Source organism: Calothrix anomala FACHB-343, from assembly GCF_014696435.1.
Lineage (GTDB): Bacteria > Cyanobacteriota > Cyanobacteriia > Cyanobacteriales > Nostocaceae > Aulosira > Aulosira anomala_A.
The window spans coordinates 37,146-58,189 of the sequence record NZ_JACJQG010000026.1; the positions used below are offsets into that span (position 1 = coordinate 37,146).

At 41.4% G+C, this 21,044-nt stretch carries 17 protein-coding genes; 9 read left to right on the forward strand and 8 right to left on the reverse strand.

Going from position 1 to position 21,044, the window contains the following annotated elements; translation table 11 throughout:
- Positions 1-357: 357 nt before the first annotated feature.
- Together H6G08_RS16470 and H6G08_RS16475 are read right to left on the reverse strand one after the other, a co-directional pair.
- Positions 358-1,095 carry a 2-phosphosulfolactate phosphatase family protein gene (locus tag H6G08_RS16470; protein ID WP_190544715.1) on the reverse strand — a complete coding sequence of 246 codons (738 nt, stop codon included), beginning with the start codon at positions 1,093-1,095 and terminating at the stop codon, positions 358-360.
- Between the two features lie 1,156 nt (positions 1,096-2,251).
- Positions 2,252-2,428: a hypothetical protein gene (locus H6G08_RS16475; RefSeq protein ID WP_190544718.1), complete on the reverse strand. Its 177-nt coding sequence runs from the start codon at positions 2,426-2,428 to the stop codon at positions 2,252-2,254.
- A 107-nt stretch (positions 2,429-2,535) separates the two neighbouring features.
- Between H6G08_RS16475 and H6G08_RS16480 the strand changes: the two genes are divergently transcribed.
- On the forward strand, positions 2,536-5,331 hold the full coding sequence (locus H6G08_RS16480) for a CHAT domain-containing tetratricopeptide repeat protein (RefSeq protein ID WP_190544721.1): 2,796 nt from the start codon (positions 2,536-2,538) through the stop codon (positions 5,329-5,331).
- A 488-nt stretch (positions 5,332-5,819) separates the two neighbouring features.
- On the opposite strand, the gene H6G08_RS16485 is transcribed toward H6G08_RS16480, so the two are convergent.
- Positions 5,820-6,986, reverse strand: a complete 1,167-nt coding sequence (locus H6G08_RS16485; protein WP_190544724.1) for a glycosyltransferase — start codon at positions 6,984-6,986, stop codon at positions 5,820-5,822.
- 241 nt (positions 6,987-7,227) lie between these two features.
- Between H6G08_RS16485 and shc the strand changes: the two genes are divergently transcribed.
- Both shc and H6G08_RS16495 read left to right on the forward strand, forming a co-directional pair.
- Positions 7,228-9,147 (forward strand): squalene--hopene cyclase, encoded by a 1,920-nt coding sequence (shc, locus tag H6G08_RS16490; protein WP_190544727.1) that lies wholly within the window; start codon positions 7,228-7,230, stop codon positions 9,145-9,147.
- Positions 9,148-9,309: 162 nt separating this feature from the next.
- Positions 9,310-9,702: a carboxymuconolactone decarboxylase family protein gene (locus tag H6G08_RS16495; protein ID WP_190544730.1), complete on the forward strand. Its 393-nt coding sequence runs from the start codon at positions 9,310-9,312 to the stop codon at positions 9,700-9,702.
- Positions 9,703-10,386: 684 nt separating this feature from the next.
- On the opposite strand, the gene H6G08_RS16500 is transcribed toward H6G08_RS16495, so the two are convergent.
- Entirely contained in the window at positions 10,387-11,229 is an 843-nt protein-coding gene (locus H6G08_RS16500; protein WP_190544733.1) for a M15 family metallopeptidase, read from the reverse strand.
- Positions 11,230-11,439: 210 nt separating this feature from the next.
- Here H6G08_RS16500 and H6G08_RS16505 point away from each other — a divergent pair, with 210 nt between their 5' ends.
- Positions 11,440-12,357 carry an AEC family transporter gene (locus H6G08_RS16505; RefSeq protein WP_190544736.1) on the forward strand — a complete coding sequence of 306 codons (918 nt, stop codon included), beginning with the start codon at positions 11,440-11,442 and terminating at the stop codon, positions 12,355-12,357.
- A gap of 88 nt (positions 12,358-12,445) precedes the next feature.
- Here H6G08_RS16505 and H6G08_RS16510 read toward each other — a convergent pair whose 3' ends face one another.
- Positions 12,446-12,982, reverse strand: a complete 537-nt coding sequence (locus H6G08_RS16510; RefSeq protein ID WP_190544739.1) for a phosphoribosyltransferase — start codon at positions 12,980-12,982, stop codon at positions 12,446-12,448.
- A gap of 69 nt (positions 12,983-13,051) precedes the next feature.
- Between H6G08_RS16510 and H6G08_RS16515 the strand changes: the two genes are divergently transcribed.
- Complete coding sequence (locus tag H6G08_RS16515) at positions 13,052-14,473, forward strand: MFS transporter (protein ID WP_190544742.1); 1,422 nt, start codon at positions 13,052-13,054, stop codon at positions 14,471-14,473.
- A gap of 85 nt (positions 14,474-14,558) precedes the next feature.
- Here the strand turns inward: H6G08_RS16515 and H6G08_RS16520 are convergent, their stop codons facing one another.
- The 3 genes from H6G08_RS16520 to H6G08_RS16530 all read right to left on the reverse strand — a co-directional run bounded on the left by H6G08_RS16520 (position 14,559) and on the right by H6G08_RS16530 (position 17,381).
- Entirely contained in the window at positions 14,559-15,029 is a 471-nt protein-coding gene (locus H6G08_RS16520; RefSeq protein WP_190544745.1) for a hypothetical protein, read from the reverse strand.
- 290 nt (positions 15,030-15,319) lie between these two features.
- Complete coding sequence (locus tag H6G08_RS16525) at positions 15,320-15,934, reverse strand: hypothetical protein (RefSeq protein WP_190544748.1); 615 nt, start codon at positions 15,932-15,934, stop codon at positions 15,320-15,322.
- 526 nt (positions 15,935-16,460) lie between these two features.
- Positions 16,461-17,381 (reverse strand): metal ABC transporter substrate-binding protein, encoded by a 921-nt coding sequence (locus H6G08_RS16530; protein WP_190544868.1) that lies wholly within the window; start codon positions 17,379-17,381, stop codon positions 16,461-16,463.
- Between the two features lie 291 nt (positions 17,382-17,672).
- On the opposite strand from H6G08_RS16530, the gene H6G08_RS16535 reads away from it, so the two are divergent.
- The 4 genes from H6G08_RS16535 to H6G08_RS16550 all read left to right on the forward strand — a co-directional run bounded on the left by H6G08_RS16535 (position 17,673) and on the right by H6G08_RS16550 (position 20,888).
- Entirely contained in the window at positions 17,673-18,500 is an 828-nt protein-coding gene (locus H6G08_RS16535) for a metal ABC transporter ATP-binding protein (protein WP_190544751.1), read from the forward strand.
- A gap of 131 nt (positions 18,501-18,631) precedes the next feature.
- Entirely contained in the window at positions 18,632-19,507 is an 876-nt protein-coding gene (locus H6G08_RS16540; protein WP_190544754.1) for a metal ABC transporter permease, read from the forward strand.
- Positions 19,508-19,715: 208 nt separating this feature from the next.
- Entirely contained in the window at positions 19,716-19,964 is a 249-nt protein-coding gene (locus tag H6G08_RS16545; protein ID WP_190544755.1) for a type II toxin-antitoxin system Phd/YefM family antitoxin, read from the forward strand.
- A 216-nt stretch (positions 19,965-20,180) separates the two neighbouring features.
- The gene (locus H6G08_RS16550) at positions 20,181-20,888 is read left to right on the forward strand and encodes a serine/threonine protein kinase (protein WP_190544759.1); all 708 of its coding nucleotides are present in this window, start codon (positions 20,181-20,183) and stop codon (positions 20,886-20,888) included.
- Positions 20,889-21,044 lie beyond the last annotated feature (156 nt).

Sequence of the window (21,044 nt, forward strand, 5' to 3'; positions counted from 1 at the left end):
AAAAATCAAATATGAGTCCTATATATATAGATTGCATTACAGCAAAGCCCGTAACCTCAGCATTAACACACCATACAAATTTATACTAATTCAAATATTATTTGCGATATATCAATATATTCTTAGAGGGCAAGGCATTGCCTTGCCCCTACAATTTGTTGCATTCTTATTTCAAATTGGTATTATATTTATGCATCAAAATATATTGAATTTTGAGCTTTGACTCAATTAACAATTAACAGTCAATAGTCAACAGTCAACCGTCAACAGTCAACCGTCAACCGTCACCAAAAAAATAAAGAGACATTGGCGGCAATGTCCCTTTATTTCATAATTTGCTATAGGCTTTTGTAATAATTAATGGTGGCGTTTGAGAACACCAAGTTCTTGCTGTATGGGTAATACATCTAAAATATCGGTTTGGGAACAATATTTTAGATCTTCATCACATTCTAGACGCAGCAGACGTTTGCCGTGACTGGCTTGGTGTAAGAGTCCTAACAAGTTATCTTGCCATTGAGAGTAGAGCGCGATCGCACTAATCACTTCATCATTACCAGCTATTTCCTCCGGTGATAACTGAGTTTGTTGCACAATACTATGCGCGATCGCACCTGCACATACAGTATCTTCTAAAGAAAAACTGCCTTCCCAACCTGAACCAACAATCCAGACAGTCTCTGGTTGCTTTTCTAGCAGAAATTGAACCACCGCAGCACGGTTGATTAAAGCAGCTGCTAAAACAGTAGGGGCATCTTGTACCCGCTTTAAAGCACGAGTGCCATTGGTGGTACTAATAAATAAGCGCCGCCCTTCTACGAGTTCTGGCGTGCAATCTAGGGGAGAATTACCCAATTCAAAACCAGCTACTTTTGCACCACCGCGTTCTCCAGCTCGTAGCCGTTTTACTGGGGGCCATTTTTCACTGACTTCCATGAGTTGATCTAAATCGCTGAACACTTGTACAGCTTCGCCCCCAGCCGCCAAAACTGTGGCCATTGTGCTAGTAGCCCGCAGAACATCGACTGCGATCGCACATTCTGGGGCTTGATCGGTTGGAGTCAATTCCGGGGTATGGTAAACAAAAAGCTTCACGTTATAGATAAGCCTGATTAATGCTGTCGAGAAACATTTTAACCAGTTGATGACATATAAAGTAAGTAAGAATTCTCAAAGGTTAAGACAGAGGATGCTCTATGGTTTGGGCATGGGGCATGGGGCATGGGGCATGGGGCATGGGGCGTTAGGGAACTCTAAAAAATAAATTATGCCAAATTGTAGGGGCGGGGTAACCCCGCCCTTACGAGTTGCGGTTTTGGTAAGTTCTAGATCGCAAGATTTTTATTTGGAAGTCCCTTAATGAGGCTTTTTTTCTCGTCGTTGAGTCTTTGATACTGGTTAATGAGGCTTTGATACTCGTCAGCGAGTCTTGAATACTCGTCGTTGAGTCTTTGATACTGATTAATGAGTCTTTGATACTGGTTAATGAGTCTTTGATACTGGTTAACGAGTCTTTGATACTGGTTAATGAGTCTTTGATACTGATTAATGAGTCTTTGAGACTGATTAATCAGTCTTTGATACTGGTTAATGAGTCTTTGATACTGGTTAATGAGTCTTTAATACTCGTGAATGAATTAGAACTTATGCCAATTTATACCAACAATGAGATAAACCCGTAGGGGAAAGGCACTGCCTTGCCCCGAAAAATGATTTAGGTATCGCCAAGCTTGTTTAAATTGATACAACGCCTTCACAATTTGTAATCCTTGGGTAGAGCATCAGCCAAAGTCAACAAAGCCGCAAATACAAGCAGTAGAGTTTTAGCATTGCCTTGACCTGAAAATTATTTAGGTATCGCCAACCTTATTTGATACCAATTTAAATAATGTTGGCGGCGTGTTGATATATTCTAGAGGGCATGGCAGTGCCAATGCCCCTACCTGTTGCATGATTTTTTATATTGGTATGAATTGGTACCACACATTCACTATTCTTTGAATTACGAATTAGATAGACGCAAGCCTTACCCCAGGGAATTACGAATTACGAATTAGTTTGGCATTACTTATTGGTGTCACCTTAACGCGAAACCCAGTCACCGCAAGGAACTGAAGTTCCTTGCTAATAGTCAAAGTCATCGTCAGATTCCTACATATCCTCAAAATCTTGAGTCTACTTTAGTAGACTTTGGCTATGAGCCTGAGAATTCATTCTCAGGCGGGGGACAAAGCTAAGACAGAGGCTATTTTTAGCTTAAGTTGACACCAATGGGCATTACCAAACCCCTACGGTGCATTGGTGTTTTTTTATGTAATTGGCAATTTAGTGAATTTCTTCCCCGCAAAACTGCATAACCCCCACCCTGCTCAGAACTATATAACAATAAGCCAGCAAATAACGCTGGTGCTGCGGTTAAATTATGCACAATTTAGCCAAATTCACCAACTCTTTAGCATATTCCTTGACAAAACAGCTTAACTTAATTACTTGAGCCTCCTGCTTCCCCACCCAATCTTAATTTCATCATTCCCTATGCGCTTTTCCAACATTGGTCTAAGTTTCCTCGCCCTAATTATCGCCACAGCTTCCACACCAATAACTTTCAGCCTTTTCGCCTCACCAGGAGAGTTACGAGTACTGGCGCAAACATCAGCCGACCGCAAAGCCGAAGCAGATAGATTGTTACAGCAAGGTATTGAGCAATATCAAACCAGTCAATTTGAAGCAGCATTACAGTCTTGGCAACAAGCATTGATTATCTATCGCCAAATCAAAGACCGTAAAGGTGAGGGACAATCTCTGGGCAATCTGGGACTTGCTTACGATGCTCTAGGAGACTATACCAAAGCCATTGACTACCAGCAGCAGTTATTGGCGATCGCTAGGGAAATCAAAGACCGTAAAGGTGAGGGTACTGCTCTGGGCAATCTGGGAATTGCTTACTATGCGCTAGGAAACTACACCAAAGCCATTGACTACCAGCAGCAGAGTTTGGCGATCGCTAGGGAAATCAAAGACCGTAAAGGTGAGGGAAATGCTCTGGGCAATCTGGGACTTGCTTACTATGCTCTAGGAAACTACACCAAAGCCATTGACTACCAGCAGCAGTTATTGGCGATCGCTAGGGAAATCAAAGACCGTTTAGGTGAGGGTGCTGCTCTGGGCAATCTGGGACTTGCTTACTATGCTCTAGGAAACTACACCAAAGCCATTGACTACCAGCAGCAGAGTTTGGCGATCGCTAGGGAAATCAAAGACCGTAAAGGTGAGGGTGCTGCTCTGGGCAATCTGGGAAATGCTTACTATGCTCTAGGAAACTACACCAAAGCCATTGACTACCAGCAGCAGTTATTGGCGATCGCTAGGGAAATCAAAGACCGTAAAGGTGAGGGACAATCTCTGGGCAATCTGGGAAATGCTTACGATGCTCTAGGAGACTACACCAAAGCCATTGACTACCACTCCTCAAGATTGGCGATCGCTAGGGAAATCAAAGACCGTAAAGGTGAGGGTGCTGCTCTGGGCAATCTGGGACTTGCTTACTATGCACTAGGAGACTACACCAAAGCCATTGACTACCACTCCTCAAGATTGGCGATCGCTAGGGAAATCAAAGACCGTTTAGGGGAGGGAAATGCTCTGGGCAATCTGGGAATTGCTTACTATGCACTAGGAGACTACACCAAAGCCATTGACTACCACTCCTCAAGATTGGCGATCGCTAGGGAAATCAAAGACCGTTTAGGGGAGGGAAAAGCTCTGGGCAATCTGGGAGTTGCTTACTATGCACTAGGAGACTACACCAAAGCCATTGACTACCAGCAGCAGACATTGGCGATCGCTAGGGAAATCAAAAACCGTTTAGGGGAATGGGAATCTCTGAACAATCTGGGATTAGCTTACCAAAAATCTGGCAAACTCCCAGAAGCTGAAAAAATCCTGCTTGCTGGTATTGAAGTATTAAAATCTATCCGAGGAGACTTGGGTAACAACGATGCTTATAAAATCTCAATTTTTGAAGAACAAGCTCGCACCTACCGTATATTGCAACGAGTGCTGATTGCTCAGAATAAAATCAACGATGCACTCTTAATCTCCGAGCAAGGACGTAGTAGGGCGCTGGTGGATTTGTTAAATTTACGTTTGTCTGCTAAAAATGCCCTGGCAAATGTAGAACCCACATTATCCCTACTGCAACAAATCGCCAAACAACAAAACGCTACCCTTGTTGAATATTCAATTATTTATGATGAATTCAAAATTCAGGGTAAACAAGAAGGTAAGGAATCAGAACTCTACATTTGGGTAATCAAACCCACAGGCGAAGTTACTTTCCGCAAAGTTGACCTTAAACCTTTATGGCAAAAAGAAAATACAACTTTAGCTCAATTAGTCACCAACAGCCGTGAGTCAATTGGTGTCAGAGGTCGGGGTATTTTTGAGTCCAGTTACAAACCCAATCCTAGCCTAGCAAAACAACGATTTCAACGACTTCACCAACTACTAATTAATCCCATTGCTGACTTGCTACCAAAAAATCCTGATGAGCGAGTTACATTTATACCCCAATCATCTTTATTCCTTGTTCCCTTCGCCGCGTTACAAGATGAGCAAGGTAAATACCTCATTGAAAAACACACTATCCTCACTGCCCCAGCAATTCAAGTATTAGATTTAACTCGCAAACAACGGCAGAAAGTTTCTGGTAATCAAGCTCTAGTTGTGGGCAATCCTATCATGCCCAGCGTTTCCCCCAAAGTTGGCGAAGCACCGCAACAATTAACTCCCTTACCAGGTGCAGAAAAGGAAGCTAAAGAAATCGCCCAACTGTTAAACACCAAAGCCATCACAGGTAAAGAAGCAACCAAAGCCGCTTTTATGCAAAGATTACCCCAAGCGAGATTTATTCATCTAGCTACCCACGGCTTACTTGACGATTTTAAAGGTTTGGGTGTCCCTGGTGCAGTCGCTCTCGCCCCTGATGGTAAAGATAACGGCTTGCTAACTGCCAATGAAATTTTAGATTTAAAAATTAACGCCGAATTAGTTGTTTTAAGTGCTTGCGATACCGGACAAGGTAAAGTTACAGGCGATGGTGTAATTGGCTTATCTCGCGCCTTAATTTCTGCGGGTGCGCCGAGTGTGATTGTCACATTATGGTCTATTCCCGATAGTCCTTCCGCATTATTAATGGGGGAATTTTACCGTCAGTTGCAGAAGAATCCTGATAAAGCTTGGGCTTTGCGTCAAGCGATGTTGGTGACGATGAAACAGCATCCAAATCCTAGCGCTTGGGCGGCGTTTACTTTAATTGGCGAGGCGAAATAATAACAATTTAAATAAGTAGGCGGCGGAATTCAAAATAACTGGCGAAGTCTGTCATTAGTCATTAGTCATTAGTCATTAGTCATTAGTCATTGGTAATAGTTGTCAACCTACAGAACTTACGCACTCAGATCCCCCAACCCCCTTAAAAAGGGGGCTTTAGACTTTCCCCCCTTTTTAAGGGGGGATCGGGGTTTCAGGCTTCAGTGCGTAAGTCCTAATCTATTACATTGCGCCGAAATCTTGCCTTCACCATAGAATGGTACGGCTAATCGAACAAAGCCAAATCAAGCAGGCTCAAGAAATTTAGCCCACGCAGGTGGGCTTCGTACTATTAGCCCCAGGCTTTGAGCCTGCAGGCGTTATTTCGGGTATGCGATCGCATTTTTGGTCTAATACCAATTTAAATAATGTTGGCGGCGCGTTGATGTATTCTAGAGGGCATGGCAGTGCCAATGCCCCTACCGTATTCATATCATGAGGCAATTCCTTCACCCTGGATAAACGCGCCCTTTCCACGCACCACCGCGCCCTTGCCAATGGCGAATAGCGGAATCTACAGTCATCAGGGTATAAAGAAAAGCGATCGCAGGTAAACAAAAGGTGAGCCAAGGCGGACATTTATAAAAGCGGATAGTTGGATAATAAGCTACAGACATTAATAACCAAGCTGATAAACCTAAAAGAGCGATCGCCCAATTAAGACTTAATAAACCGAAAATAGTTGCAAATTGTGGTATCAAATAAATCAAAGTCATCGCCAAGACTGTACCAACTAACAGCACAGGCGAATAATTCAGTTGAGTATAAGCAGTACGCGCCACCATCTGCCAAATCGTCTCTAAATCAGGATAAGGACGCAAACTCCGAGTTAAAGCACTCAACCCTAACCAAATTCTCCCTTGTCCTCCTTGTCCCTTAACAGCTTTCGCCAAAGCACAATCATCAATTAAAGCTTGCTTAATCGCCCCAATTCCACCAATTTTTTCTAAAGCGGCTGTGCGAATTAAAATAGAACCCCCAGCCGCCGCAGCTGTAGGATTTTTCGGGTTATTCACCCAGCGAAAAGGATAAAGTTTTTGAAAGAAAAATACAAAAGCTGGTATTAAAAGTTGTTCCCAAAAGCTTTGACATCTCAGGCGCACCATCACCGAAACCATGTCTAAATCTTCCTGTTCGGCTTTAGCAACTAATCGGCGGAGACTGCTGACATCATGCTCAATATCTGCATCTGTGAGTAAAAAATAGTCTGGTGCAAAATCTGTCGCTAATTGAATGCCTTGTTCTACCGCCCAAAGTTTACCACTCCAGCCAGCAGGCAAGGATTTACCAGAGATAATATGTAATTGATTGGCTTTATTTAAAGCGTAAGCTACCCCTTGGGCAAAGTCTGCTGTACCGTCATTACTGCGATCGTCCACCAAAAACACGTTAAAATCGCCAGGGTAGTCTTGCAGAAGCAGCGATCGCAAACTAATAGGTAGTAAATCAGCTTCATTACGCGCCGGAATAACTGCACAAATCCTGGGTAAAGATGACAAAGGAATTTCTGCAACTTCTAATTGGCGATCGCAACGCCAAAACTGTCCGCGTAAAGTCAGTAATCCTATCCAAATCACTAAAGAAAACACTGTTAACACTAATACAACTGCCGCCATTAGCTGTCGCCTATTCTCAATATCTCAGAGAGAATACTACAGCATATTTCAGGGGTATGGGGCATGGGGCATGGGGCATTGGGCATTGGGCATGGGGCAAAAGTCAAATAAAATTCTTAATTTTGAATTTTGAATTTTGAATTTTGAATTGATTGTCCTTCTTCCCCGCCCCCTGCCTACACAGTGATAGTATATCTTTTTAGTTAGAAGTCCCTGTGGTGTAGAGGTTCAAGGGTATTTGATGCAAACTCAAGATAGAGTCACGGTTAATCAAGTCGCAGAAGCGATCGCGGCTAGTCAAAAATATCTGCTATCAATTCAAAAGCCAGCAGGTTACTGGTGGGCTGAGTTAGAATCTAACGTCACGATTACGGCTGAAGCTGTGCTGCTGCATAAAATTTGGGGTACAGATAGCACCAGGCCTTTGCACAAAGCTGAAACTTACCTGCGTTCTCAACAACGAGAACATGGGGGTTGGGAATTGTATTGTGATGATGGCGGCGAACTGAGTACTACAGTAGAAGCTTACATGGCTTTGAAGCTCTTAGGTGTGCCCGCCGATGATCCCGCCATGCTCAAGGCTAAAGCTTTTATTCTCCAACGGGGCGGCATCAGTAAAACTCGCATCTTTACTAAACTACACCTCGCCCTGATTGGCTGTTACGACTGGCGCGGTATTCCTTCCCTCCCGCCTTGGATTATGCTTTTGCCCGATAATTTCTTTATCAACATTTATGAAATGTCGAGTTGGGCGAGATCCAGTACTGTACCGTTGTTGATTGTCTGCGATCGCAAACCTGTTTTTCAAATTGAGCCAGCTATTACTGTTGATGAACTCTACGCCGAAGGACGCGATCGCGTCCAGTGGGAATTACCTAAAAGTGGTGATTGGACTGATTTATTTCTTACCTTGGATCGAGGCTTCAAATTAGCCGAAAGCTTGAATTTAGTACCCTTCCGCGACGAAAGCATCAAAGCCGCCGAAAAATGGATTTTAGACCGCCAAGAAGCCACCGGTGATTGGGGTGGGATTATTCCCGCCATGCTCAATTCTTTATTAGCATTGCGCTGTCTCAATTATGACGCTGCCGACCCCATTGTAGAACGGGGATTGAAAGCTGTTGATAACTTTGCCATTGAGACGGAAACTACCTATTGCGTTCAGCCTTGTGTATCACCGGTTTGGGATACAGCCTGGGCAATTCGCGCCTTAATAGATTCTGGTTTTGCCCCCGATCATCCGGCTGTAGTACAGGCGGCAGAATGGTTAATTGACAAGCAAATTCTCGACTACGGAGATTGGTATGTCAAAAATCGCCAAGGCAAACCAGGTGCTTGGGCATTTGAATTTGATAACCGCTTTTACCCCGATGTCGATGATTCTGCGGTTGTCGTCATGGCGCTACATCAAACCAAACTCCCCAACGAAAAATTAAAACAAGCTGCGATCGCTCGTGCTTTAAACTGGATTGCGACCATGCAGTGTAAACCAGGTGGTTGGGCAGCTTTTGACATCGACAACGATCAAGAATGGCTGAATGCAATACCCTATGGCGACTTAAAAGCCATGATTGATCCCAACACCGCCGATGTCACCGCCAGAGTATTAGAAATGCTCGGTGCTTGTAACCTTGCTATAGATAATCGTAACTTTGAAAGAGCGATCGCCTATTTACTGAACGAACAAGAATCAGAAGGTTGTTGGTTTGGGCGTTGGGGCGTAAATTACATCTATGGTACTAGCGGCGCACTTTCCGCCCTAGCCTTAGTTGCACCCAAAACCCAGCAGCAAAGCATCGAACGCGGCGCAGCTTGGTTAGTCCAATGTCAAAATTCTGACGGTGGCTGGGGTGAAACCTGCCGCACCTATAACGATCCTAGTCTCAAAGGACAAGGAACCAGCACCGCATCCCAAACAGCCTGGGCATTAATTGGACTGATAGCTGCTGGTGAAGCCACAGGTAAATTTGCCCATCAAGCCATTGAAAAAGGAATTAACTATCTTTTGACCACCCAAAAGCCCGATGGTACATGGTACGAAGCATATTTCACAGGCACAGGCTTTCCCTGCCATTTTTACCTCAAATATCACATGTATCAGCAGTACTTCCCCCTAATCGCCCTCGGTCGCTATCGTTCTGTTTTAGGGGCTAGAGGCTAGGGGCTAGAAAGCAGAGGGGCAGGGAGCAGGGAGCAGGGGGAAGAAATCACTTTGGACTATTGACTCTTGTACAGACGCGATTCATCGCGTCTCTGCCCAATGCCCAATGCTCAATGCCCAATGCCCAATGCCCAATGCCCAATAACAACTGACAACTGACAAATGACCAATCTAATCGAATACGAACAAGCCTCTGATGAAGTGCGGGCTGTATATGACGACATCCGCGCTACCCGCAAGACTGAATATATCAACAATTTTTGGAAAGCGATCGCTAATCATCCGCCAACTCTGCAACGCACTTGGCAAGCTGTCAAGGAAGTGATGACGAGTCCGGGAGAAATCGATCCACTGATGCGTGAATTAATTTACATCGCCGTGAGCGTGACAAATGGCTGTGATTATTGTATATCCTCACACTCAGCCTCCGCCCGTGCCAAGGGCATGACTGATACAATGTTTGGCGAACTTTTGGCGATCGTTGCTACAGCAAACTCTACCAATCGCCTAGCTGATGGTTATAAAATCCCTGTGGATGAGCAATTTAAAACCTAACCATTATCTGATTGTCTAATTGACCGTATCTGGTCTTAGATGCGGCTCAAACATAGGGCACAGGCAACATTTTGATGATTTGTTGCCTGTCTCTTGTGAAAATTGCTGAGTTAAAAGAGCGATCGCTTCTAAGTAATTTATCCTATTTTAACTCTTACATCTTTCTTTACCCTGGAATTCAAATGACATTGAAAACTACTTTTAATCAGGTTTCTGAGTTTAAATATGAAATCAGCTTACGCAAAAATCACGATAAATAGATGACTTATTTATTACTTTAAACAATCTTTATTTAACTGATATTAAGTATGGAATTCTACAAAAGCAAAATTTAAAACTGTGCTAAATGTTTCTTGATAAATTAGAGGTTATTACTCAGTTTCAATAACTACAAAAATAAGAAGATAATTAAACAAAGAGAGATATTTTGAAACCTATCGTAAGACAGATGAGAAGATTACTAAATAAATTTAAACTATTAGATAGAAAGCAAAAGGCATCACAAATATTGAGGGTGCAGATACATAGGTAAAAACAGAGTAAAAAGCAGATTTTTTACTCTGTATTTATTTTTGCCAATTGTTAGAGACGCAATTAATTGTAGAGACGCGATTAATCGCGTCTACAGATGTCAGTTGTTATGCAAATAGTCAATCCCATTGACCATTGACCATTGACCATTGACTAAGGTGTTGATTCCGGTGCAACACTAGGACTAGCAATCGGTGTAGGTTTGAGATTCTGGGCTTTGTAGAAAGTTTCCAAGCTATCGCGATCGCCTACAAAACGCCAGTGCCAAGGTTCATAACTCACACCTTGGGGATTATCCTTAGGAAAGGACATCTCAAACCCAAAACGGGCAGCATTTTCTTCTAACCACTTATAAGCTCTGGTATTGTCAAAGTTAGCTTGCAGATTTGTGGCTGGAACAGCACCATCCCCAATATCTACAGCATAGCCAGTGTGGTGTTCGCTATGACCGGGAGGCGCGCTTAAAGCTGCTCTTTCGGCGGGGGTTTGATTGCGCTGCGCACCCACACCAAAAAATAACTGTTCCTGCTCCTTCACAGAGCGAAAGCCAGAAATCGGGACTAAATTGACACCAGCTTGGCGTGCGGCTCTTTCCATCTCGCGAAACTTTTCCGCAGCTGCTGTGCGCATTTTAATGCGTCCAGAAACTACTGCTAAATCAGATTCTGGCGCTTCTGTATATGCTAAATGCCCTAATATAGTATCGCTATTATTAGTTTGCGCTTCTCCAGAATTTTCAGATATTGGTGTTTCTGTGGGTGAAATAGTCGGAGAAGGTTGAGAACTAGTGATTCTTTTAGGTGAAAGGATAAAAAATACAAAGCCACTACTGACAGCAAGCAGGACAAAAGCCAATGCTCCACCAATCAGCAAAACTAGAGGTTGGACGCGCATTTTCGGTTTTGGATCGGGAGTATCGCGTAAAGCTGCTGGAATATCATCCCCAGAAGCAGCCGAAGAGTGTTGAGGTTCTCCAGAAAACCCAGCTTTATTCAAGAATTCTCTCCTAGCTTGAAAATAGCGTTGACTGTTGACTGTTGACTGTTGACGGTTGACTCTTAAGAAAAATTTTCATATTTGGTGCTGAGATTTTCTCGTGATTAGCTGCCTTGTTTCAATAGCCATAACAGATTTTAGACTGGAAAAAAATAAATGCAAGCGCTAGCATTTTACATCTATATTTTTAGATGATTTTTAGGTGATATCTTGACAAATCTTTTCGAGCTATATGTCAAGCTAGTGGGACTAGTCCTGTTAGGATTCATTTTGGGACGTAAGCTACCAAGCACGGTTCCCTCAGTTGTAGGTCATTTCCTCTTTTATTTGGGAGTACCGATAAGCATAGTATCTTTTTTATATCAAGCTGACCTTTCGGGACAGATTTGGATTGCACCTGCGATCGCATACCTCGCCATTTTACTAGGAGCATTATTAGCTTGGTTAGCAATTAAAGGACAAACCTATGTGACAAATACCATGCCCCAACAACCAACGCAAGGGAGTTTGCTGTTAGCTGCGATGGTAGGTAATACAGGTTACCTCGGCTTTCCCATTACCTTAGCAATGGTAGGACAACAATACTTTGCTTGGGCTTTATTTTACGATCTCTTGGGCACAGTATTTGGTGCTTACGGCTTAGGCGTCGCCCTAGCAGCAAGATTTGGCAACAATATTAACAACCATCAGCACATAACTAAAGCAATCTTAATTAATCCTGCTTTGTGGAGTTTCGCGTTTGGCTTACTTTTGCGCCAAGTAAAAATTCCCCACTTAGTCGCCTTCTACATGGATAAATTAGCTTGGATTGCCCTAACCTTATCCCTAGTTTTAATTGGAATGCGATTGTCACAGCTAAAATCTTGGAGAAGCTTGCCACAGGTAGGCATTAGCTTGGCAATTAAAATGATCTTAGTCCCCCTCATTCTCGGCAGTACCTTAGGATGGTTTGGCATCACAGGTTCAGCCGCCAAAGTCATTGTTTTGCAAATGGCTATGCCACCTGCATTTGCTACCCTGGTACTAGCGGAAACCTTCAATCTCGACCGCGATTTAGCCGTCACTGCCCTAGCCGCCGGAGCTTTTATACTACTGATTACATTACCCTTTTGGCTGTGGCTGTTTTAAAGGGGACAAGGAGGACAAGGGAGACAAGGAAGACAAGAAAAAATAATCAATGCCCCATGCCCAATGCCCAATGCCCCATGCCCAATACCTATAAACGAGATGATACCTCGCTCCGTGGGCTAAACTTTGCAGCTAAATCTGCTGGGTTTGTATATTCATAAGGTTCAAAAGGCTGATGAATCCAAGGATTATCTGTGAGATAGTCAACATAATAATCTGGCTCAAAAACTGAACAGGCTTTATACCAAATTACAGCAGAGCGAATTTCGGAAATCTCAAATTCAGGATGTTGCTGTAGCCAGGGAATAGTCTCTTGAATTGTGATACCAGAGTCTACTAAGTCATCAACTAATAGAATCCGCGAACCTAAAGTTTCGCTAGTCATTGTTAAATGACGTGACAAGATTAACGATCCCCTTTCTTGCTTGCCGGGGCCACTGTAAGATGATGTTGCTAAAATTGCCAGAGGTTGCTTATATATACGGGAAAGAATATCTCCCACCCGTAGTCCACCTCTGGCTAGACAGACAATCTGGTTGAATTCCCAACCGGATTGATAAATCTGAGCAGCCAGTTGTTCGATTTTCTGGTGATAATCTGACCAAGAAACGTAAAGGTCTGGCATAAAGCAAGGGGTTTTGGTGAATACTGAAGGAATTGCAAATTCTTTATTTTAATATGAGCGCTAAATATTATGAATGATTCTGTTGCTGATGACTCTCACAAAAGTGAAAAGCTATCATTTAAAACTAAACTAGCTTACGGTGCAGGTGACTTAGGCCCCGCGATTAATGCCAATATTTCGGTGTTTTTTTTATTGGTGTTCTTTACTAATGTTGCTGGGATTCCAGCTGGTTTAGCCGGCAGCATTTTGATGATTGGTAAAATTTGGGATGCAGTCAACGATCCATTTGTCGGGTTTCTCACAGATAAAACTCAATCTCGGCGTTGGGGTCGTCGTTTACCTTGGCTATTATATGGGGCTATTCCCTTTGGAGTTTTCTTTTTCTTACAGTGGATTGTACCACCGTTTAGTGTCTGGGGTTTATTTTGGTATTACGTAGTCATTGGGTTGATATCTCAGGTGTTTTACACCGTCGTCAATTTGCCTTATACGGCAATGACTCCAGAACTGACGCAAGATTATGATGAACGTACTAGCCTCAATAGTTTTCGCTTTACTTTTTCGATTGGTGGCAGTATTTTATCGTTGATTTTGTCGAAGATTGTCTTTTCTCAAATTAGCGATCGCGCTCAACAATATGTAGTCTTAGCCGCTATCTGTACTATAATTTCTGTTTTCAGCTTATATTGGTGCGTTTACGGTACGCGCGATCGCGTTTTAGAATTTGAAGCTAAACGTATCCAATTAGAAGCACCGCCATCTATTCCTTTTTTCGACCAATTAAAAATTGTCTTTAGCAATCGACCTTTTTTATTTGTTATTGGTATATATCTTTGTTCTTGGTTAGGCGTACAAATTACAGCCAGTATTATTCCTTATTTTGTCGTTTACTGTATGCGTCTCCCAGAAGCAGACGTACCTACAACTATGATAGCCGTCCAAGGAACAGCTTTAATCATGCTATTTTTTTGGAGTAATTTAAGTAAAAAAGTTGGCAAGAAAGTTGTTTATTTTCTGGGAATGATTTTATGGATAATCGCCGCCGCCGGACTATATTTTTTACAACCCGGTCAAATAATTGTCATGTATATTATGGCGGTGATGGCAGGTTTTGGTGTCTCTACAGCTTACCTTGTTCCTTGGTCAATGATTCCCGATGTGATTGAATTAGATGAACTGCAAACCGGACAACGCCGCGAAGGTGTGTTTTATGGTTTCATGGTGTTGTTGCAAAAGTTTGGTTTAGCTTTTGGGTTATTTTTAGTAGGAAATGCCTTACAAGCTTACGGTTTTAAAGAAGCTGTTGCTGGACAAACAGTACTTCCTACACAACCGGAATCAGCATTATTAGCAATACGTCTTGCGGTTGGGCCTTTACCGACAATTTGTTTAATTGCTGGTTTATTTTTAACCTACTTTTACCCAATTACCAGGGAAATGCACGCCGAAATTATGTTGAAACTGCAACAGCGAAAAGAAAAGATTGAGTAATAAAAAAGGTGGGGAATTACCCACCCTACAAATGACAAATGACTATTGTACAGACAAGGGTTATCCGTCTCTCATGACCAATGAATTATAATTGCCCTTGAATAATATCAGCCAATTCACTCCGAGTTTTCTTTACTTCTGACCAAAAAACTAACCAAACTATAAATAGTATTCCGAAAGGTGTAGATAAAAATAGAAATCTCAAATAAATAGGTAAAGCATCTTGCAGCATAATTGGTAGAAAACCACCATGCCAAAACCAAAATAAGAATATTAAAAAACCAATAGCAGCAGGATGTAAACTCATTTGAATATGCACTACTGTTTGCTGAGATTGTGTTTCTAAGCTACCTTTAATTACGGGGATAAATAATTTGCGATAGACGTTGCGAGTAATATTAAAGCTTTCTGCGGAGATGGTTCCGTAATAAGGTAATTTTGCATCTGGAAATTGCAAAATTTTCGCTGTTTCAATCTTGGCACTCAAACGTTGTAAAACTACAGGTACTATATCAGGCGTGCAAATCGTAAAGCGATCGTAAGGTAGTAGTTTCATAATGCTTTAAGTTACTGTCTGCAAAACCCAGATTACATATTTCAATACAGGGTATTGCTTGCAGTATTCCCCTGACAGTAACTTCTCTAACAGCTGATGTAACTGTTGTCTTTGTTCAGATATCATGAGGGCGAGTGAGAAATGCCAGAAGATGAGAAATGCGATCGCATTTCTCAATTCAATTCTTGAGTTGAAAGGCTGTGTATTTACCCCCCAGTGCTTCAATTATGATGCGGGTATTCGCTTCCATCATTAAATTCAGGCGATCGCGCTATACCAGGATACACATTTTATGAGCTTGGATATTCAACACTACAAGTATTATCTTGTACATTAAACAGCTTTCGTTCTCGTGTTTGTGGGTTTGGATACCAAGAATAACGATTATTAGGAGAATTTAACCAATAGTTCGCAACAATTTTTTGGCATTCAGCTAAATCATTGGCTTTAAAATTAATACCTATTGTATCTTCTTTACCTATATATTCAAAGTTCTTAGAAACACAGATAAACCCATTGAAATTTTTATCTTTTATCAATGCATCTACAATGTTACCTTTAAGTTTATTAATGCAATTTTTCTGATCCCCAACTCGGTACATTACACTATATATTCTCAAGGTTGGATAACCTTCCATGAGTCCTTTTGTACTATGATTTGATGATAGAGAATTTAATGTAATTGCATTATTAATTGCTGTTTGATTTTTACTGTTATGTCTAGTATAGTAATAACAGGTTTTAATTGATACAATAATTAAGGCAATACCCAAAACAATTTTTAATTGATCAAACTCATTTAAATAGTTACTAATGTTAATTTTGAAAAACTTTCTAAGTATTCGATCAAATATATAACCCCATACATATATACCTAATATATAACCTAAAACATCTATTAACAAAGCTATAATAAATTTTAGATAAAACATATGAAAGAACCAAATAATAAATAATCAATATCATATTCATGATAATCTTGAATATAAAACAGTGGCAATAAGAAAATTTACGTAAAAAATAATATTTATTCTTTTGCAATACATTTAGCAGTAGGTTGGGTTGAGGAACGAAACCCAACATTTGCGTTACTTCATTGCTCAGGTGGAAAAACCTCATCAAGGGGAGTAACAATCACATTCACTTTTCATCCTTCCTAAGATTTTCTTCATGAAGCTCAGGTATCACGCCACTTCACAGTACCTTATTTATAACTAATTAACTTACCTGTACTTTCATCAAAGGGAATTTCTGCAAACCAGGTATTGGTGTTGATGTACTCTACCCTGGATTTCTCACAAAATTTTTCAAACTTCAGCGTTCTCTTTATTTATAGGTCGTAGGGGCTACTTAAGCGAGATAGTCGTGCATTGGATTATATCTGTGAACCCACCCCTACAGGTTGTGAGAAATGCGATCGCATTTCTCAATTTATTTGTTGACTTGAAAAGGTGTATATTTACCCCCCAAGGCTTCTACTATGGTGCGGGTATTAGCTTGCATCATTTTAATATAAGTATCGCCTGCACTTCCCTTGGCACCAATAGAGTCAGAATAGAGTTGATTCGGGGCTAGTTTTACACCTGCTTCTTGGGCGACAGTTTTAATTAATGCCGGATTAATGGTAGTTTCGGCAAAAATTGCATCGACGCCGATTTTCTTAATTGATTCTACCAATCGCTGTACTGTTTGGGCGCTTGGTTGTTCTTCGGTACTAATGCCAATTAATGTACCCGCGATCGCAATTTGGTAAGCTTGTCCATAATATTGAAACGCATCATGGGTAGTCACAAGTTTGCGTTTATTAATGGGAATCGTTTGAATTTGCTGATTAATCCACTTATCTAACTGTTTTAGCTCAGTGGTAAGTTCCTTTGCGTTCTGAGTAAATTTTTCTTTATCTTCCGGCGATAATTGAATTAAAGCATCGCGAATCGCATTTACCATTGCGATCGCATTTTCTGCACTCCCCCAAACATGAGGATCGGGTACTATTTCACCTTTACCCTTATCTAACTGCAAGGGTTTGACAACTTCTCCCACCGCTACCCGCTTTACCTTTCCACCCGCAGCATTCATTAATTTAATCAGCCCAGGTTCTAAATTGTAGCCGTTATATAAAATCAAGTTTGCTGTTTCCATCACCCGGCTATCTGCTGGTACCGGTTCGTAAACATGGGGATCTGTACCCGGTTTGAGAATTCCCGTTACCTTAACTTCATCACCAGCAACCTCTTGAGTTAGATCGGCAATAATTGTGCTAGTGGCGACAACTTGCGGTTTACCATCGCCTTGAGAATTATTACCACCATTCGGCTGACTGCACCCAAATAAAGCCATAGGCAGAAGCATTCCCAGGCATATCTGCGAAACAATATTCTTCAATTGGCGATTGTTGACGGTTGACGGTTGACTGTTGACCGTTGACGGTTGACTGTTGACTGTTGACTGTTGACTGTTGACTGTTGACTGTTGACGGTTGACGGTTGACGGTTGACTGTTGACCGTTGACTGTTGACTCTTACCCTTATCTATCTTCAGCATTAGTTTCACTTATTTACAACATTATTCCTCTCTATAGATTTTTTCATAATTTTCTCATTTTTATAGTAAGCTCAAGTTAATGAAATATAAAACACCATTATGATAAACGTCTCTTTTTACACCAAGTTTAATAAATCACAGAGAAATACCAGGGAACAATCGGCACAAGTTATACATACTCATGATATGAAATCCACAGCAGGAATTAACATTGCCCATTTAGGGGTACATTACCGCAGCCAAGAAGCTTTAAGAGACGTTAATTGTTATATTGAACCAGGTAAACTTACAGGTATTTTTGGCCCCAATGGTGCAGGTAAAAGTACCTTAATGAAAGCGATGTTGGGCTTAGTTCCCAAAAGTAGCGGTAATGCATTATACCAAGGCAAGCCATTAATGCAGCAACTAGAAAAAGTTGCCTATGTTCCCCAGCGTAGCCAAATTGACTGGACTTATCCGGCGACAGTGTGGGATGTGGTGATGATGGGGCGAGTAAAAAAGACTGGATGGTTGCGTAGCTTTTCCGCAGTTAGCCGCCAAGTAGCAAATAATGCTTTGGAAAGAGTGGGAATGAATAATTTTCGCGATCGCCCGATTGGCGAACTTTCCGGAGGACAACAGCAGCGAGTATTTTTAGCCCGTGCTTTAACGCAGCAAGCCGATATATTTTGTTTTGACGAACCCTTAGTAGGTATCGATCAAAAGACTCAAACAGTTATTTTTGAAGTCTTTGAGGAACTTGCAACCGCAGGTAAAATTGTCTTAGTAGTTAACCACGACTTAGGCGAATCTATCGCTCACTTTGATGATTTAATATTATTAAACCGAGAATTAATGGCCACAGGTTCACGGCAAGAAGTACTCACCGAAGCAAACTTAAACCGTGCTTATGGTGGTAAGGTTATGTACTTTTCTGATGCGGCTTAATAGTTCATAGTCATTAGTCATTAGTCATTAGTCATTGGCGATAGAAGAAAGACAGATGGCAGAAGGGATTTATTAGACAAATGACAAAGAACAAATGACAAAGGACAAATGACAAAGGACAAATAACAAATATGACAATTCAATCATTAATTGAGCCATTACAATATGGCTTTATGCAGCGATCGCTAGCCATCGCGATATTAGTCGGCTTATTGTGTGCAGTTGTGGGCAGTTACTTGATGGTACAACGATTGGCGTTACTGGGTGATGCCATCAGTCACTCAGTTTTGCCAGGATTAGCGATCGCCTTTATGGTGGGGGCTAATATATTTGTTGGTGCGTTTATTGCTGGCGTTGTCAGTACAATGGCGATCGCACTTATTAGAACGCGATCGCCAATTAAAGAAGATGCAGCAATGGGAATAGTTTTCTCTGCATTCTTCGCCTTAGGAATTACCTTAATTACGGTCATTCAAAAAGATAATAAAATCGACCTGAATCACTTTCTCTTTGGTAATATTCTTGGTGTTACCATTGATGAAGTACGCGATACAGCTATCATTGCCGCAGTTGTGTTGATAGTAGTAGTTTTACTCTACAAAGAACTATTATTTTACACCTTTGACCCCTTAGGCGCACAAGCCGCAGGTTTACCAGTTAATCGCCTCAATTTTGGTTTAATGCTGCTGATTGCTTTAACAATTGTCGCCAGCATGAAAGCTGTAGGTGTAATTCTCGTACTTTCTCTATTAATTACCCCCGGTGCTACCGCCTATTTATTAGTAAAACGGCTCAATCAAGTAATGATTTTGGGTGCAGTTATCGGCGTAACTTCTAGTATTAGCGGTATGTACCTGAGTTACTTTTATAATTTACCCTCCGGCCCCGCAATTGTGTTAGTAGTATCGGGGTTATTTGTATTAGCATTATTATTTAGTCCGCGACATGGGATATTTGCACCCCAGAAAAAAGAACTAGTGGTTCATCGCGTAAATTCTGAGGAGTAAAAAACGAACCGCGTTCGACGTACTCCAAAGGAGAACTCCCAGAGTAGTCGTTCCCGCAGGGTAGACACGAATTACTCGTTCGACGAAGTCGTTCCCGCAGGGTAGGAAGAGAAAAGAAGAAGAAACTTACCATACATAATTAATGAGACAAAGCACTAGTGTTATCTTAAGAAATATTTGGAATTAAGAATTACCAAAACCAAAACAAATGACTATCACTGTCAACGCGGCTGAAGCAACCACAAAATTTGCTGAACTTCTCAGTCAAGTATTGCTAGGTGAAGAAGTTGTAATTGCAGAACAGGGTATTCCCCTTGCACGTTTAGTCCCGATCGCAAATAATAGTTCTCCTCGCATTCCTGGCTTAGATAAAGGTAAAGTGTTTATGACATCCGATTTCAACGAACCTTTACCAGAAGAAATTTTGAGTGATTTTGAAAATTCTCACATTATTTAGTAATGAGAGCTTTACTGGATACCCAGACAAAATGCGATCGCCTAACTAAAGCTTGTTCCAAATCATAACTCGCGATCGCCAATCAACTTTTATAGTTTGGATAATCAGGCTGAGTAAAAAAACAATAAGGCTTTGCGATCGCTTACAAAAACAGTGCCAAGGTCACTAATATAATGTATAATCCCGGACATTGGAACTACTCTCACGGGATTGAGTATGGATAAAGCGCTCATAGATCAGCTAATACAGACTGTTCGCCAAGAGTTAATTCCGCAACTCAAGATAGAGAGTATCGATCCTCACGATCCAGTAGTATTTACCTATCTTCCCCAACCTTGGCAAAAATTAGGCGCAGGAAATTACGCCGCAGTGGTTTACCATCCAGATTATCCTCACTGGGTAGTAAAAATTTACGCACCGGGACGCCCTGGTTTTGAGGAAGAAGTAGAAGTATACCGTCTTCTAGGTTCTCACCCGGCTTTCTCGGAATGTTTTTATGCTCAAAATGGCGTGTTAATTCTTAAGCGTTTATACGGTGTAACGCTGTATGATGCAATTCAACGTGGTCTGCGTATACCCAAGCAAGTAATTGAAGATATCGACCAAGCTTTAGATTATGCACGTAAACGGGGACTATATCCCCATGATGTGCATGGGCGAAATGTAATGATGTATGAAGGTAAGGGATTAGTCGTTGATATTTCCGACTTTCTCCATGAAGACAAATGTGGCAAATGGGATAACCTCAAACGAGGATACTATTGGTTATATCGCCCAATTCTGGCACCATTGCGGATCAAGATTCCCTACTTTTTGCTAAATGTTGTCCGCAAAACTTATCGCTTCTTCTCTAAATTAAAGCAAGCAGGCGATGGCATTTTTGCGAAAATTTCTCGAAGACATCACAAAAAGAAACATTCTTGAGTTGGTCATTTGTCATTTGTCATTTGTCATTTGTCATTTGTCATTGGTAAGGGTTTCAGGCTATTTATGTCAATTATAGAGTTGAGTATAATTACTGAGTTAACGTCAGCTTATTTTATGTAAATGACACCAATTTACATTCTAATACGTAATTAA

Excerpts from the sequence above, each read along its gene's own strand:
- H6G08_RS16510 (WP_190544739.1), bottom strand. The coding sequence starts at position 12,982 with ATGCCAGACCTTTACGTTTCTTGGTCAGATTATCACCAGAAAATCGAA.
- H6G08_RS16545 (WP_190544755.1), top strand. The coding sequence starts at position 19,716 with ATGACTATCACTGTCAACGCGGCTGAAGCAACCACAAAATTTGCTGAA.
- H6G08_RS16530 (WP_190544868.1), bottom strand. The coding sequence starts at position 17,381 with ATGCTTCTGCCTATGGCTTTATTTGGGTGCAGTCAGCCGAATGGTGGT.
- H6G08_RS16550 (WP_190544759.1), top strand. The coding sequence starts at position 20,181 with ATGGATAAAGCGCTCATAGATCAGCTAATACAGACTGTTCGCCAAGAG.
- H6G08_RS16520 (WP_190544745.1), bottom strand. The coding sequence starts at position 15,029 with ATGAAACTACTACCTTACGATCGCTTTACGATTTGCACGCCTGATATA.
- H6G08_RS16540 (WP_190544754.1), top strand. The coding sequence starts at position 18,632 with ATGACAATTCAATCATTAATTGAGCCATTACAATATGGCTTTATGCAG.
- H6G08_RS16515 (WP_190544742.1), top strand. The coding sequence starts at position 13,052 with ATGAATGATTCTGTTGCTGATGACTCTCACAAAAGTGAAAAGCTATCA.
- H6G08_RS16535 (WP_190544751.1), top strand. The coding sequence starts at position 17,673 with ATGATAAACGTCTCTTTTTACACCAAGTTTAATAAATCACAGAGAAAT.
- H6G08_RS16485 (WP_190544724.1), bottom strand. The coding sequence starts at position 6,986 with ATGGCGGCAGTTGTATTAGTGTTAACAGTGTTTTCTTTAGTGATTTGG.
- shc (WP_190544727.1), top strand. The coding sequence starts at position 7,228 with ATGCAAACTCAAGATAGAGTCACGGTTAATCAAGTCGCAGAAGCGATC.
- H6G08_RS16495 (WP_190544730.1), top strand. The coding sequence starts at position 9,310 with ATGACCAATCTAATCGAATACGAACAAGCCTCTGATGAAGTGCGGGCT.
- H6G08_RS16480 (WP_190544721.1), top strand. The coding sequence starts at position 2,536 with ATGCGCTTTTCCAACATTGGTCTAAGTTTCCTCGCCCTAATTATCGCC.